Here is a 13,785-nt window from a genome sequence, read left to right on the forward strand (position 1 = left end):
ACGCCATGCACACCCCGAACGCTACACAACCCCGCCTGACCCGCGCGATGACCCTGTTACTGGCCCTCACCTGCGGTATTGCAGTGGCCACGGTGTACATCGCCCAGCCCTTGCTCGAGTCCATGGCACGGGACTTGGGGGTAGGGCAGCAGCGTATAGGCTGGGTGGTCGGCGCCACCCAGGCCGGTTATGCGCTGGGCTTGCTACTGATCGTGCCGCTAGGCGACCTGATCGACCGCAAGCGCCTGATCGTCGGCCAGTTGTGGGTCTCGGCCCTGGCCCTGATGGCGGTAGGCATGGCCTGGGACTGGGCGGTGCTGCTGATGGCGCTGGCGCTGGTCGGGTTGATGGCCGTCATGGTGCAGGTGATGGTGGCGCATGCCGCCACCCTGGCCACCCCCGCACAGCAGGGGCAGGCGGTGGGCACGGTCACCAGCGGGGTGGTGCTGGGCATTCTGCTGGCGCGGCTGGTGTCTGGCTTAGTCGCCGACATGGCGGGCTGGCGTGTCGTCTATTTTGCCGCAGCCGGGGTGCTGATGCTGATGGCCTGCCTGCTCTGGCGCGGCATGCCGGGTGCCCGGCCGGCGGCGCAGCGCCTCGGTTACCTGGCATTGACGGGCTCGCTGTGGGCGTTGTTCAAGGAAGACCCTGCCCTGCGCCGACGCGGGTTATACGGCCTGTTGATCTTTGCCGCCTTCAGCGTGCTGTGGAGCGCGATGGTGCTGCCGCTGAGTGCTTCGCCCTTGGCGCTCAGCCATACCCAGATCGGCCTCATTGGCCTGGCCGGCGTGGCGGGCGCGGTTGCTGCTTCCCGGGCCGGTCGGTTGGCCGATCAAGGCCGCGGCGAGCGCACCACCGGGTTCGCCCTGGCGGTACTGACGGTGTCGTGGCTGCCGACGGCGTTCGTCGAGCATTCGCTGCTGGCGTTTCTAGTGGGGGTGGTGTTGCTCGACTTTGCGGTGCAGGCTGTGCATGTCACCAATCAGAGCCTGTTGCTGGCCGGGCGCAGCGCACAGGCGAGCCGCCTGATTGGCGCCTACATGTGCTGCTATTCACTGGGTAGCGGGTTGGGCGCGGTGCTGGCGACCTGGGTCTATGCCCGATGGGGGTGGGCGGCGGTGTGCGGGCTGGGGGCGGGGATCAGTGCGACAGCCTTGGGTTGCTGGCTGGGGGCAAGAACAGGGAGCGCGGCAATGGCCGCCCTCCCTGCCAGGGATCAGAACTTGTAGCCAAGGCCAACCATGTAAACCCACGGGTCGACGTCGACGTCGACCTTGGTCTTGCTGTAGCCCAGCGCGGTCGGGCCGTTGACGCTGGCCTTGGTGTCGATGTCGACGTACCAGACCGAGGCGTTGACCAGCAGGTTGTCGGTGAGCATGTAGTCCATGCCCAACTGGCCAGCGATACCGACCGAATCCTGCAGCTTCAGGTTGCTGAAGCCTTGTTCTTTACGCGCGCTGCTCAGGTCTTCGTCGAAGAACAGGGTGTAGTTGATGCCCACGCCGGCATACGGCTGGAAGCGGGAGTTCGGCTCCATCGGGTAGTACTGCAGCGACAGGGTCGGTGGCAGTTGCTTGATGTCGGCCAGCTTGCCGTCCAGGCCGCCGCCCAGGCCCTTGACGCCCACGGTGTGCTTGAACGGGGTGGCCGCCAGCAGCTCCAGGCCGATGTGGTCGGTGAGCATGTAGGCGAAGGTCAGGCCCAGCTGGGTGTCGCTGTCCAGGGTCGCCTTGGTGCCCGACACCTTGTTGCCGTCGAACTTGAGGTCGCCGCTGCTTTCGTTCGGTGCGGTAGTGATGGCACCGGCGCGCAGGATCATATCGCCTGCCTGGTAGGCGTGGGCGGCAGGGGCGGCGAGCGCAAGGGCCACAAGCGAGGCGCCGAGCAAGGACTTGTTCATGGAAGCTCCCAGAGGACATTAGTAATTGAGTAGTCCAATGGTACGGATGCGTCTAAACCGAAAGTTTGACCCAGCTCAAAGAAGCGTCGGAACGAATTCGAAACAGTTCTCACTTCAGCTCATAAGCGTATATTTTCTCGGCTTCCATCTGGTATCCGGCGTCGGCCAGTTCGCTGCTGGAGGCGCTCACCTGCATCTTTCCCTCGATCCAGTAGGGCTGATACAGGTCTTCGACGCGCACGCCCATCTCGCTGAAGATGTGCACGATCTGGTTCGAGGGTGGTGGCGGCACGTGGATGCAAGCGCCGTAGTAGGGCACCAAGAGGAACTCGGTGGTGCGGCCTTCTTCGCTGACCTCCAGCGGCACGATGTAGCCCGGCAGCTTGATCTGCTGGCCATCCAGGCTTTTCACCACCGGGGCATCCGGCGCCTGCTGGCGGGCGGCGGGCGCCGATTCGGCGGCCAGAGCGTCGCTCAGCTGTGACAGGTCGTGCAGCGGAGCCAGTTGCGGCGGGATGACAGGGGCGCCTTCCGGGATCAATGCAGGCCAATCGAGTTCGCGGGGTTCGGCCGCCCAGGTGGGGGCGGCGAGTACTACCAGTGATAACAGAAGCGCGCGGAGCATGGCGTTTTCTCAGAGGTGGATCGACAAGCCATCGGCCAGCGACTGCCGATAGGCTCGCCAGGCCGGCACGCTGCCCATCAGCAGTGCAGCTCCGAGGATAATAGCCAGCAGCGTCCATTCATGGGCACTCGGCAGGGCCAGCGGCAGGAACAACCCATAGTTGGCCTGCACATAGCCCTGCGCCAGGGCGATGCCGGTGTACAGCAAGCCTAGCCCGGCGACGATCCCCACCACGGCCAGCGACAGCGCCTCCAGCACCAGCAACCCGGCGATATGCCAAGGCCGGGCACCGACCGAGCGCAAGATCGCCATCTCCCGACGGCGCTCGTTGAGGCTGGTGAGAATCGCCGTCAGCATGCCGATCAACCCGGTCAGCACCACGAACAGCGAAACCACGAACAGCGCCTGCTCGGCGGTGCCCATCAGGCTCCAGAGCTCCTGCAGGGCCACCCCGGGCAAGATCGCCAGCAAGGGTTCGTTGCGGTACTCGTTGATTTCCCGTTGCAGGCTGAAGGTAGCGATCTTGCTGTTCAAACCAAGCATGAACGCGGTGATGGCGGCAGGTTGCAGGTCCATGGTACGTGCCTGGTCGGCACTGATGCGCCCGGCACCGCGCGCGGGCACCCCGTTGTGCCAATCGATATGGATCGCCTCCATGCCGCCCAGGCTGATATGCAGGGTGCGGTCGACCGGGGTGCCCGTACGCTTGAGCACGCCGACCACGGTGAACGGCTTGTCGTCATGCTTGACCAGGCTGATCGCCGCGACGCCATGCGCCAGTACCAGCTTGTCGCCCAGTGTGTAATGCAAGGCGTCGGCCACTTCGGCGCCGAGCACCACTTCGAACGGGTCGTCGGCGAAGGCGCGGCCCTGGCTCAGTTCCAGGTGCTGCCTGCGGCCATATTGGTAGTGGCTGAAGTAGTCGCCAGTGGTGCCCATCACGCGATAGCCGCGGTGCGAGTCGCCCAGCGAAATAGGGATCGCCCACTTCACCCGTGGGTCCTGGGCGTAATGCTGGTAGCTGTCCCAGCGGATGTTGTTGGTGGCGTTGCCAATACGAAACACCGAATACAGCAGCAGGTTCACCGAGCCCGAGCGGGCGCCGACGATCAGGTCGGTACCGCTGATGGTGCTGGCGAAGCTGGCGCGGGCTTCGGTGCGCACGCGCTCTACGGCCAGCAGCAGGCACACCGACAAGGCAATGGCGAACGCGGTGAGGAAGGCGGTGAAACGGCGGTTGGCCAGGCTGGCCAGGGCAAGACGAAGCAGGTACATCAGGCCTCCCGGGGCTTGGCGGCGCGGTTGAGCTCGGCCAGGGAAAGGTGACGGTCGAACAGCGGTGCCAGGCTCTGGTCATGGCTGACGAACAACAGGCTGGCGCCGGCTGCACGGCACTCGTCGAACAACAGGCGGATGAAGGCTTCGCGGGTGTCGGCATCGAGGGCCGAGGTCGGTTCGTCGGCGATCACCAATTCCGGCTGGCCGATCAGTGCTCGCGCAGCGGCCACCCGTTGTTGCTGGCCGATCGACAGGCTGTCGGCGCGCCGGGCAAGCAGGGCGGGGTCGCCCAGGCCCAGGTGGGCGAGCAGCGTGGCGGCGGCCTGGTCGACACTGCCATGGCGCTGGGCCGCGCGCGTGGCGCGGCTGCGCGAAAAGCGGCAAGGCAGCTCGACGTTCTCGCGCACCGATAGAAACGGCAGCAAGTTGAACTGCTGGAAGATGTAACCCGTGTGGTCGACCCGGAAGCGATCGCGCGCGCCTTGGCCGAGGCCACTGAGGTCGTGGCCGAGCAGGCGAATGCGGCCCTGGCCAGGCAGGTTCACGCCGCCCAGCAGGCCCAGCAGCGTGGTCTTGCCGCTGCCGCTGGGGCCTTTGAGAAACAACGCCTCGCCGGCCTCCAGCTGGAAGGCGGGAATATCCAGCAGGGCCGGTTGGCCAGGCCAGGCAAAGACCAGGTCATGCAGTTCGATCAGCGGCTGGCCCATTCAGAACGCGACCGCGGCCTTGGCGGGTGTCGCTTCAACGCCTTTTTGACCTTTAGGGCCGATCAGTTGCACGTTGATCTTCTGGGTAGCCGGGAAGGCCTTGAACAGCGGGGCAAGGTCGATCTGGGTGAGGCTGTCCGGGTTGGCACAGGTCAGTTGGTAATGCGCACCAATATCGCTGTGCTCATGGCCGTGCTCATGCTCGTCGCCATCGTCGTCGGCTTTCGGGGCATCGTCGAACAGCGGGCTTTCCAGCTCCTGTGCATCGTCCTTGCACCCAGCGGCTGCTGCCAGGCCGAACAGCTGCAAGGGTTGCTCGAGCTGCTGGCGCACGGCGGCGACCTTGGCTTTGTCGGCATCGCTATTGGCAGCGTGCTCGAAACCGACCAGGTTCATCGCCGGGCTGTCCAGTTCCAGCTCCAGGGTGTTGCCATCGAGCACGGCGTTGAGCTTGGCCACGCCATGCTCATGGGCGCCGAGGGTGCCATGGGCGTGATCATGGTCATGGTCATCGTGGGCATGGGCCATGGCGAGGGGCAGCAGAGCGAAGGGCAGGGCGAGCAGCAGGCGACGCATGGAAGACTCCAGGAGCAGGCTGGGAATGATTTGGTAATGTTATAACAACTTTTCTGCCTGCCGCCAGCCTGTGTGGCGCAGGTTTCATGTTGCTGTAGCATGGCTGCATTGACCTGCGTTCAAGGAAAGCATCGTGAGAATTCGTGGACAAATTGGTGACTGGCCCGTGGACCTGACTGTCGAGCTGGAGCCGGCCGAGTGGGCGCAGTTGGGGCGGCACCTTGAGGTGCCGGTTACCGCCGAAGCGGCGGCCGCCTCGCCAGCAGCGCCGCGGCAAGATGATGGGCAGTGGGCCGCAGCACGCGACGTGCTGCGCCAGGCTGGGCAGATGAATGGGCCCGCGTTGCTGGACCGCCTGGAAGGGCTGGCGGGGAGTACCGCGGCGGGCAAGCGACTGCTGGTGCGGTTGCGGCACAGCAGCGAGGTGAAGGTGGAAAGTGGCGCGGATGCGCCGGTGTATCACTGGGTCGGCTGACAAGGTCACACGCGTTCGGGGTAGGAGCAGCCTTGTGCTGCGAAGAGGCCGGTGAAAGCAGCGCAGATAGACTGTGCTTTCACCGGCCTCTTCGCAGCTCAAGGCTGCTCCTACAAGGGCGTGCCTGCCTCAGAACAGGGCTGAAGACAGCTTGCGGCGGTAGACGCTCACCAGCGGATGATCACCGCCCAGCAGTTCGAACACCTGCAACATCGCCTTCTGCGGCAACCCGTTCTCGTAGCCGCGGTTGCGCTTGAACAGCTTCAACAAACCCTCCAGCGCCGCCTCGTACTGCTGGCGGGCCAGTTGCTGAATGCTCAACTGGTAGGCCGCTTCATCGTCCTCTGGGTTCTGCGCGAGGCGGCTCTTCAGGTCGGCGACTTCCGGCAGGCTGGCAGCCTGGCGCAGGAAGGTCAGCTGTGCCTTGGCACCGGCCAGGGCTGCCTTGTGCTCGTCGGTCTTGACCGCGTCCAGCACCACCTGGGCCTCGCCCAGCTCGCCCCGCTCAGCCAGGCAACGGGCGTACAGGATCAGCGCCTCGGCATTGCTGTTGTCTTCACCCAGCAGCGCCTGGAGCAGTGCTTCGGCCTCGGCGAAGCGGCTTTCGGCGAACAGCGCCTTGGCCTGCTCCAGCGGCGATGCGGCGGGCGGGGCCGGCATCTGCACGTGCGGTTCGAGCAGCGCGCGGATTGCCGACTCCGGCTGCGCCCCGGCAAAACCGTCGACCGGCTGGCCGTCTTTGAACAGCACCACGGTCGGCAGGCTGCGAATGCCGAACTGGGCGACCACCTGCTGCTCTACGTCGCAGTTGATCTTGGCCAGCAGCAGCTCGCCCTGATAACCCTCGGCGATTTTCGCCAGCAGTGGCATCAGCGCCTTGCAGGGCGCGCACCACTCAGCCCAGAAGTCCACCAGGACCGGTTTGTGGAAGGAGTTTTCGATGACCAATTGCTGGAAGGTGGCATCGGTGGCGTCGAAAATGTACGGCGTGTCTTGGCTCATCGCGACTCTCGCAAACTCGTGAATGGCACCACTATAAAGGCTCGCGGCTGGCGTGGTACAGGCTGACCCGGCGGAATTCGTGGGGCTCGGCCAGGTCCGGCAGGGTCAGCGCGTCGAGCACGCCCAATTGTTGGTACAGCGGGTGGCTGAAGTCGCGAACCCGCGAGTCGGCCACCAGCGCCTGGCGACCGCGGCCGAGGAAGGCATCGAGCAGTGGCAGGTTGGCGCGGTCATACAGCACATCGGCGACCAGAATCAGGTCGAAGCGGTCGTCCTCGGCGAAAAAATCGTTGCTGTAGCCGAGCTCCACCCCGTTCAACGCGGCGTTGGCGCGGCAGGCGTCAAGGGCCAGTGGGTCGAGGTCGCACGCCACCACTTCAAGGGCGCCTGCGCGGGCTGCGGCAATGCCGGCGATGCCGCTGCCCGCGCCAAAATCGAGCACACGCTTGCCCGCCACCCATGCCGGGTGTGCGGCCAGGTAGCGGGCCATGGCCAGGCCGCTGGCCCAGCAGAAGCTCCAGTACGGAGGTTCTTCGAGAATGCGCCGGGTTTCTTCGCTGCTGAAGGCGCGGTCCATGTTCTGGTCGTCGATCAGCCACAGTTTCAATTCGCAGTCAGGCAGGTCGCTGACCACCAGGCGCGCTTCGCCGATCAGGCCACTGAGGGCCTGTTGCAGTGCCAGTGGCGCCACTTACGGTGCCTTCTCGAAACGCAGCGGGCCGGTGGCCTGGGTTTGCGGCTGGGCGATGCGCACAGGGGGCAGGTGCATGATCAACTGCCCGGAGCTGCTGGCGCGGCCGCGCAGTTCGACGCGGGCACCGGCCGGGAAGGCTTCGGGGTTGAAGCGCAACTGATAAGGCAGCGCCTGCCCGGTGCCAGTCAGGTTGCTGCTGGCCAGCAGGCGTTGCGGGCGGTCGCGTTCGTCGATCACCAGCAGGGCCAGCTCCACGTCGGCACCGGCCGGGATTTCCAGCAAAGTACCGCTCAGCTCGCGCTGGTAGGCGGGCAGCGGGCCAAGCGGTTGGGCCTTCTTGGCCACTTTGGCTGGCGCAGGCGCCTGGCCTTGATCGGGCTTGGGCTGGTCGCTACCGCAAGCGGCAAGCAGGGCGGCGCAGCACAGCACGACGAGCGCTCGATAGTGCATTGGGGCTTCCTTCACGGGCAGATTTCCCTGGATGTTAACCCCTTTGGCTTGTCTTGCCAGTGGGATGCGCTACCATGGCCCTCCCTTTTTTTGTTGCCTGCCACCATGCACTGTCCCTTTTGCGGTGCCAACGACACCAAGGTCATCGACTCTCGTCTTGTCGCCGAGGGCGAGCAAGTGCGCCGCCGCCGTGAGTGCGTTGCCTGCGGCGAGCGTTTCACTACCTTCGAAACCGCCGAACTGGTGCTGCCCCGGCTGATCAAGCAGGACGGCACGCGCCAGCCTTTCGACGAAGACAAGTTGCGTGCAGGCATGCAGCGGGCGCTGGAAAAACGCCCGGTCAGCGTCGAGCGCCTGGAAGCGGCGCTGGCGCATATCAAGAGCCGCCTGCGTGCCACCGGCGAGCGCGAGGTCAAGTCACTGGTGGTGGGTGAAATGGTGATGGCCGAGCTGCGCAAGCTCGACGAGGTGGCCTATATCCGCTTCGCCTCGGTCTATCGACGCTTCCAGGACCTCGACGAATTCCGCGAAGAAATCGACCGTCTGGCCCGTGAGCCAGCTAAAGAGTGAGCATGCCCAGCCAGACCGCGATCCTCGATGCCCACTACATGGCCCGCGCCCTGGAGCTGGCCCGCAAGGGTATTTACAGCACCCACCCCAACCCGCGTGTGGGGTGCGTGATCGTGCGCGATGGCGAGGTGGTCGGCGAAGGCTGGCACGTGCGCGCTGGCGAGCCCCATGCCGAGGTGCATGCCCTGCGCCAGGCCGGTGAACGCGCCCGCGGCGCTTGCGCCTATGTCACCCTCGAACCGTGCAGCCACCATGGCCGCACGCCGCCGTGCGCCGAAGCGCTGGTCAAGGCTGGCGTGGCCCGCGTGGTGGCCGCGATGCAAGACCCCAACCCGCAAGTGGCGGGGCAGGGGCTGCGGCGCCTGGCAGAGGCCGGTATCGAGGTCAGCAGCGGAGTGCTTGAAGCTGAGGCCCGCGCGCTCAACCCAGGTTTTCTCAAGCGCATGGAGCATGGCCTGCCGTTTGTCAGGGCCAAGCTGGCCATGAGCCTGGACGGCCGCACGGCCATGGCCAGCGGCGAAAGCCAGTGGATTACCGGCCCTGCCGCCCGCGCTGCGGTTCAGCGGCTGCGCGCGCGCTCCAGTGTGGTGCTCACCAGCGCCGCCAGCGTGCTGGCCGACAATGCGCGTATGACGGTACGGGGCGCAGAGCTGGGCCTGGACGACGAAACCCTCGCCCTGGCCTTGAGCCGCACGCCGTTGCGCGTGCTGATCGATGGCCGCCTGCGCCTGCCGCTGGATGCGCCGTTCTTCCAGGCCGGCCCGGCCCTGGTGGTGACGGCCGCCGCTGAAGCGCCTCGTTACGCCGAGGCAGGCCATGAGCTGTTGAGCCTGCCAGGCACCGATGGCCAGGTCGATCTGCCCGCGTTGATGCGTGTGCTGGCCGCGCGTGACGTCAACGAGATTCTGCTGGAAGCCGGCGCAGGCCTGGCTGGCGCGTTCGCCCGGCAAGGCCTGATCGACGAATACCAGTTGTTCGTCGCCGGCACCTTCCTGGGTTCCCAGGCCCGCCCGCTGCTGGACTGGCCCCTGGCGAAGATGAGCGAAGCACCGCGACTGAAAATTACCGAAATGCGCGCAGTGGGCGATGACTGGCGGGTCACGGCCATCCCCCTGCCGGCGCCCGGCGTATAATGCCTGGCTTGCCCTGCGCAACCCGTTCTTGAGGAAGACCCCATGTTCACCGGCATCATCGAATCCATCGGCACCATTCGCAGCATGACCCCCAAGGGCGGCGACGTGCGCGTCTACGTCGAGACCGGCAAGCTCGACCTGGGTGACATCAAGCTTGGCGACAGCATCGCCGTCAACGGCGTGTGCCTGACCGCCGTCGAACTGCCGGGCAATGGGTTCTGGGCCGACGTCAGCGTCGAGACCCTCAAGCGCACCGCCTTCATCGACCTCAAGAGCGGCAGCAAGGTCAACCTGGAAAAAGCCCTGACCCCCACCACCCGCCTGGGCGGTCACCTGGTCAGCGGCCACGTCGACGGCGTCGGCGAAATCATCTCGCGCAGCGATAACGCCCGCGCCATCCAGTTCCGCGTGCGTGCACCCAAGGAGCTGGCCAAGTACATCGCCCACAAGGGTTCGATCACCGTCGACGGCACCAGCCTGACGGTCAATGAGGTCAATGGCGCCGAATTCGAGCTGACCATTGTCCCGCACACCCTGTCCGAAACCATCATGGCCGACTACCGCGCAGGTCGTCGGGTCAACCTTGAGGTCGACCTGCTGGCCCGTTACCTGGAGCGTCTGCTGCTGGGTGACAAGGCGGCCGAACCGAGCAAGGGCAGTGGCATTACCGAAAGCTTCCTGGCCGCCAACGGCTTCTTGAAATCCTGATTGAGAAGGGGGTGCCGAGTGGCGCTCAACAGCATCGAAGAACTGGTCGAAGACATCCGCCAGGGCAAAATGGTCATCCTCATGGATGACGAAGACCGCGAAAACGAAGGCGACATCATCATGGCAGCCGAGTGCTGCCTGCCTGAGCACATCAATTTCATGGCCAAGCACGCCCGCGGCCTGATCTGCATGCCGATGACCCGTGAGCGCTGCGAAACGCTGAAGCTGCCGCTGATGGCGCCGCGCAACGGGTCCGGCTTCGGCACCAAGTTCACCGTGTCGATCGAAGCCGCCGAAGGCGTCACCACCGGTATTTCCGCTGCCGACCGCGCGCGTACCGTGCAAGCGGCCGCGGCCAAGGACGCCAAGGCCGAAGACATCGTCAGCCCGGGCCACATCTTCCCGCTGATGGCCCAGCCCGGCGGCACCCTGGCCCGTGCCGGCCACACCGAAGCCGCCTGCGACCTGGCGCGCATGGCAGGCTTCGAGCCCAGCGGCGTGATCTGCGAAGTGATGAACGATGACGGCACTATGTCGCGCCGTGCCGAGCTTGAAGTGTTCGCCGCCGAGCATGGCCTGAAGATCGGCACCATCGCCGACCTGATCCACTACCGCATGATCCACGAACGTACCGTGCAGCGCGTTTCCGAGCAGCCGGTCGAAAGCGAATTGGGCGAGTTCAACCTGGTCACCTACCGCGACGCGGTGGAAGGCGACGTGCACATGGCCCTGACCCTGGGCAAAATCTGCGCTGAAGAGCCGACCCTGGTACGCGTGCACAACATGGACCCGCTGCGCGACCTGCTGCTGGTCAAGCAGCCGGGCCGCTGGAGCCTGCGCGCGGCCATGGCTGCCGTGGCCGAGGCCGGCAGCGGCGTGGTGCTGCTGCTGGGCCACCCGCTGGACGGCGACGTGCTGCTGGCGCACATTCGCGAAAGCGCGGGCGATGAACCGACCAAGGCACCGACCACCTACAGCACCGTCGGCGCCGGTTCGCAGATCCTGCGCGACCTCGGTGTGCGCAAGATGCGCCTGATGAGTTCGCCGATGAAGTTCAATGCGATATCCGGATTCGATCTGGAAGTTGTAGAATACGTGCCCTCCGAGTGACTTGAGACGGCGCGCGCGCCCTCACGCTCGAGTCCAAACCCTCCCGAGGCCGCCAGCGAGCGGCCTCGCTCTTGAAGATGAGAACATCGGAATGACCCTGAAGACCATCGAAGGTACCTTCATCGCCCCCAAAGGTCGCTATGCTTTGGTGGTTGGCCGCTTCAACAGCTTCGTCGTCGAAAGCCTGGTAAGCGGTGCCGTTGATGCCCTGGTACGCCACGGTGTCAGCGAAAGCGACATCACCATCATCCGTGCCCCGGGCGCGTTCGAAATCCCGCTGGTGGCACAGAAGGTCGCCCAGCAAGGCGCGTACGACGCGATCATCGCCCTGGGCGCCGTGATCCGCGGTGGTACCCCGCACTTCGAATACGTGGCGGGCGAATGCACCAAGGGCCTGGCCCAGGTGTCCATGGAGTTCGGTGTTCCGGTGGCCTTCGGCGTTCTGACCGTCGACTCCATCGAGCAGGCCATCGAGCGTTCCGGCACCAAAGCCGGCAACAAAGGTGCTGAAGCTGCCCTGTCCGCTCTGGAAATGGTCAGTCTGCTGGCGCAGTTGGAGGCCAAGTGATTAGCGACGAAAGCGATCGTTTCAACCCGCGCGATCCAAAACCTGCGGATGCCGGCAAGCCCTCGAAGAGCGCCAAGCGCCGCGAAGCCCGCAAGCTCGCGACTCAGGCGCTGTACCAGTGGCACATGGCGCGTCAGTCGGTGAACGAGATCGAAGCGCAGTTCCGGGTCGATAACGATTTCACCGATGTCGATGGCGCCTACTTCCGCGAAATCCTGCATGGGGTTCCGACCAAGAAGGACGAGATCGACGCGGCCCTGAAGCCTTGCCTGGCGCTCGCGTTGGAAGAGCTCGACCCGGTTGAACTGGCTGTGCTGCGGTTGTCCACCTGGGAACTGATGATGCGCGCCGATGTGCCGTACCGTGTTGTGATCAACGAAGGTGTCGAGCTGGCCAAGGTCTTCGGTGCCACCGACGGCCACAAGTTCGTCAACGGCGTGCTGGACAAGCTCGCCCCTTCGCTGCGCGAAGCGGAAGTCAAGGCGAACAAGCGCTGATCCCGGCGCTGGCGGACCATGGGTGAGTTCGAGCTGATCAGCCATTTCTTTGCCGCCGCGCCCTGTGCGCAAGGCGGTGAAGGCGTGGCCCTGGGCATCGGTGATGACTGCGCGCTGCTGGATGTGCCTGTTGGCGAGCAACTGGCGGTGTCCACCGACACCCTGGTGGCCGGCGTGCATTTCCCCGCGGTCTGCGACCCTCTGCTGCTCGGCCAGCGCTCGCTGGCCGTGGCGGCCAGTGACCTGGCGGCGATGGGCGCTACCCCCATCGGCTTCACCCTTGCCCTGACCCTGCCCGAGGTCAGCGCCGACTGGCTGCAAGCCTATGCTGACGGCCTCGATCGTATGGCCCGGCAGTGCCAGTTGAGTCTGATTGGCGGTGATACGACCCGTGGCCCCTTGAGCATCACCCTGACCGTGTTCGGCCGCGTGCCGGCCGGGCAGGCGTTGCGCCGTGGCGGTGCGCGCCCGGGTGACCTGCTGTGTGTGGGCGGTGAACTGGGCAACGCTGCGGGCGCCTTGCCGCTGGTCCTGGGCGAGCGCCAGGCCGATGCTGCCCTTGCCCAGCCGTTGCTCGACCACTACTGGTCGCCCTCGCCGCAATTCACCTTGGGGCAACTGTTGCGCGGGCGTGCTACGGCCGCACTGGATATTTCCGACGGCCTGCTGGCCGACTGCGGGCATATCGCCAAGGCGTCCCGCGTGGCGCTCGAGGTGAACCTGGACCAGGTGCCGGTGTCATCCGCTTTGCAGGGCTTCCTCGGTCATGAGGCTGCCGTGCAGGCTGCCTTGACCGGGGGTGACGACTATGTGCTGGCGTTCACCTTGCCGCCGGCTCAGCTTTCATCCCTGCAGGCCCAAGGCCTGGCGACGTTCCATGTCATCGGGCGAGTGCTCGAAGGCCAGGGCGTCAGCCTGCGTGACGGGCAGGGCCAGGACATCACCCCGCGGCAACGCGGCTATCAACATTTTAGGGAGACACCGTGACCGATCACCCCAATCAGGTGCCTGCGGAGTTCGTTCCGCCCTCGGTCTGGCGCAACCCCTGGCACTTCATCGCCTTCGGCTTCGGTTCCGGCACTTTGCCCAAGGCGCCGGGCACCTGGGGTTCGCTGGTGGCCATCCCCTTCATTCCGCTGTGGCAGATGCTGCCGGATTGGGGCTACTGGTTGCTGCTGGGCATTACCATGCTGTTTGGCTTCTGGCTGTGCGGCAAGGTCGCCAATGACTTGCGCGTTCACGATCATGAAGGCATTGTTTGGGACGAGATGGTCGGCATGTGGATCACCCTCTGGCTGGTGCCAGAAGGCTGGCAATGGTTGCTGGCCGGGTTCCTGATGTTCCGTTTCTTCGACATCCTCAAGCCGTGGCCGATTCGCTGGATCGACCGCCATGTGCATGGCGGGGTCGGGATCATGCTCGACGATATCCTGGCCGGCGTGTTCGCCTGGCTGGGCATGCAAGTTCTGGTGTGGGCGGTTGCCTGAGGCAG

Annotated in this window: 18 protein-coding genes; 10 read left to right on the top strand and 8 right to left on the bottom strand. The window is 65.4% G+C overall.

Annotated features, from left to right (window positions below; genetic code table 11):
- Window positions 1-5 precede the first annotated feature (5 nt).
- Window positions 6-1,229: an MFS transporter gene (locus ACMCNM_RS02990; protein ID WP_412763913.1), complete on the top strand. Its 1,224-nt coding sequence runs from the start codon at window positions 6-8 to the stop codon at window positions 1,227-1,229.
- Here the strand turns inward: ACMCNM_RS02990 and ACMCNM_RS02995 are convergent.
- From ACMCNM_RS02995 to ACMCNM_RS03015, 5 genes are all read right to left on the bottom strand, one after another.
- A complete protein-coding gene (locus tag ACMCNM_RS02995; protein WP_010951793.1) occupies window positions 1,217-1,900 on the bottom strand; it encodes an OmpW/AlkL family protein in 684 nt (227 codons plus the stop codon). The two genes, ACMCNM_RS02990 and ACMCNM_RS02995, sit on opposite strands and share 13 nt — an antisense overlap.
- 109 nt (window positions 1,901-2,009) lie before the next feature.
- Window positions 2,010-2,525 (bottom strand): DUF3299 domain-containing protein, encoded by a 516-nt coding sequence (locus ACMCNM_RS03000; protein ID WP_099452760.1) that lies wholly within the window; start codon window positions 2,523-2,525, stop codon window positions 2,010-2,012.
- Window positions 2,526-2,534: 9 nt separating this feature from the next.
- A complete protein-coding gene (locus ACMCNM_RS03005) occupies window positions 2,535-3,800 on the bottom strand; it encodes an ABC transporter permease (protein ID WP_085274020.1) in 1,266 nt (421 codons plus the stop codon).
- Window positions 3,800-4,510 carry an ATP-binding cassette domain-containing protein gene (locus tag ACMCNM_RS03010; protein ID WP_099452761.1) on the bottom strand — a complete coding sequence of 237 codons (711 nt, stop codon included), beginning with the start codon at window positions 4,508-4,510 and terminating at the stop codon, window positions 3,800-3,802. The genes ACMCNM_RS03005 and ACMCNM_RS03010 overlap by 1 nt, the downstream gene beginning before the upstream one ends.
- Window positions 4,511-5,086: a DUF2796 domain-containing protein gene (locus ACMCNM_RS03015; RefSeq protein WP_412763914.1), complete on the bottom strand. Its 576-nt coding sequence runs from the start codon at window positions 5,084-5,086 to the stop codon at window positions 4,511-4,513.
- 133 nt (window positions 5,087-5,219) lie between these two features.
- Here ACMCNM_RS03015 and ACMCNM_RS03020 point away from each other — a divergent pair, with 133 nt between their 5' ends.
- Window positions 5,220-5,561 carry a hypothetical protein gene (locus tag ACMCNM_RS03020; RefSeq protein WP_099428213.1) on the top strand — a complete coding sequence of 114 codons (342 nt, stop codon included), beginning with the start codon at window positions 5,220-5,222 and terminating at the stop codon, window positions 5,559-5,561.
- Between the two features lie 129 nt (window positions 5,562-5,690).
- On the opposite strand, the gene trxA is transcribed toward ACMCNM_RS03020, so the two are convergent.
- The 3 genes from trxA to ACMCNM_RS03035 are packed head-to-tail and all read right to left on the bottom strand — an operon-like array spanning window position 5,691 to window position 7,707.
- A complete protein-coding gene (trxA, locus tag ACMCNM_RS03025; RefSeq protein WP_186682159.1) occupies window positions 5,691-6,563 on the bottom strand; it encodes a thioredoxin in 873 nt (290 codons plus the stop codon).
- A gap of 31 nt (window positions 6,564-6,594) precedes the next feature.
- The gene (locus tag ACMCNM_RS03030) at window positions 6,595-7,254 is read right to left on the bottom strand and encodes a class I SAM-dependent methyltransferase (RefSeq protein ID WP_085274018.1); all 660 of its coding nucleotides are present in this window, start codon (window positions 7,252-7,254) and stop codon (window positions 6,595-6,597) included.
- On the bottom strand, window positions 7,255-7,707 hold the full coding sequence (locus ACMCNM_RS03035; RefSeq protein ID WP_027594905.1) for a YbaY family lipoprotein: 453 nt from the start codon (window positions 7,705-7,707) through the stop codon (window positions 7,255-7,257).
- Window positions 7,708-7,812: 105 nt separating this feature from the next.
- Between ACMCNM_RS03035 and nrdR the strand changes: the two genes are divergently transcribed.
- From nrdR to ACMCNM_RS03075, 8 genes are all read left to right on the top strand, one after another.
- Window positions 7,813-8,277, top strand: a complete 465-nt coding sequence (gene nrdR, locus ACMCNM_RS03040) for a transcriptional regulator NrdR (RefSeq protein ID WP_009685710.1) — start codon at window positions 7,813-7,815, stop codon at window positions 8,275-8,277.
- Window positions 8,278-8,279: 2 nt separating this feature from the next.
- On the top strand, window positions 8,280-9,410 hold the full coding sequence (ribD, locus tag ACMCNM_RS03045; RefSeq protein ID WP_412763915.1) for a bifunctional diaminohydroxyphosphoribosylaminopyrimidine deaminase/5-amino-6-(5-phosphoribosylamino)uracil reductase RibD: 1,131 nt from the start codon (window positions 8,280-8,282) through the stop codon (window positions 9,408-9,410).
- 42 nt (window positions 9,411-9,452) lie between these two features.
- Entirely contained in the window at window positions 9,453-10,118 is a 666-nt protein-coding gene (locus tag ACMCNM_RS03050) for a riboflavin synthase (RefSeq protein WP_412763916.1), read from the top strand.
- Between the two features lie 18 nt (window positions 10,119-10,136).
- Window positions 10,137-11,228 carry a bifunctional 3,4-dihydroxy-2-butanone-4-phosphate synthase/GTP cyclohydrolase II gene (gene ribBA, locus ACMCNM_RS03055; RefSeq protein ID WP_412763917.1) on the top strand — a complete coding sequence of 364 codons (1,092 nt, stop codon included), beginning with the start codon at window positions 10,137-10,139 and terminating at the stop codon, window positions 11,226-11,228.
- Window positions 11,229-11,319: 91 nt separating this feature from the next.
- Window positions 11,320-11,796: a 6,7-dimethyl-8-ribityllumazine synthase gene (gene ribE, locus ACMCNM_RS03060; RefSeq protein WP_003255395.1), complete on the top strand. Its 477-nt coding sequence runs from the start codon at window positions 11,320-11,322 to the stop codon at window positions 11,794-11,796.
- On the top strand, window positions 11,793-12,293 hold the full coding sequence (nusB, locus tag ACMCNM_RS03065) for a transcription antitermination factor NusB (protein ID WP_099428217.1): 501 nt from the start codon (window positions 11,793-11,795) through the stop codon (window positions 12,291-12,293). The genes ribE and nusB overlap by 4 nt, the downstream gene beginning before the upstream one ends.
- An 18-nt stretch (window positions 12,294-12,311) precedes the next feature.
- Window positions 12,312-13,280 carry a thiamine-phosphate kinase gene (thiL, locus tag ACMCNM_RS03070; RefSeq protein WP_412763918.1) on the top strand — a complete coding sequence of 323 codons (969 nt, stop codon included), beginning with the start codon at window positions 12,312-12,314 and terminating at the stop codon, window positions 13,278-13,280.
- Window positions 13,277-13,780 carry a phosphatidylglycerophosphatase A gene (locus ACMCNM_RS03075; protein WP_027594910.1) on the top strand — a complete coding sequence of 168 codons (504 nt, stop codon included), beginning with the start codon at window positions 13,277-13,279 and terminating at the stop codon, window positions 13,778-13,780. The genes thiL and ACMCNM_RS03075 overlap by 4 nt, the downstream gene beginning before the upstream one ends.
- Window positions 13,781-13,785 lie beyond the last annotated feature (5 nt).

Origin of the sequence: Pseudomonas sp. NGC7, from assembly GCF_047159675.1 — a bacterium.
Classification (GTDB): domain Bacteria; phylum Pseudomonadota; class Gammaproteobacteria; order Pseudomonadales; family Pseudomonadaceae; genus Aquipseudomonas; species Aquipseudomonas kermanshahensis.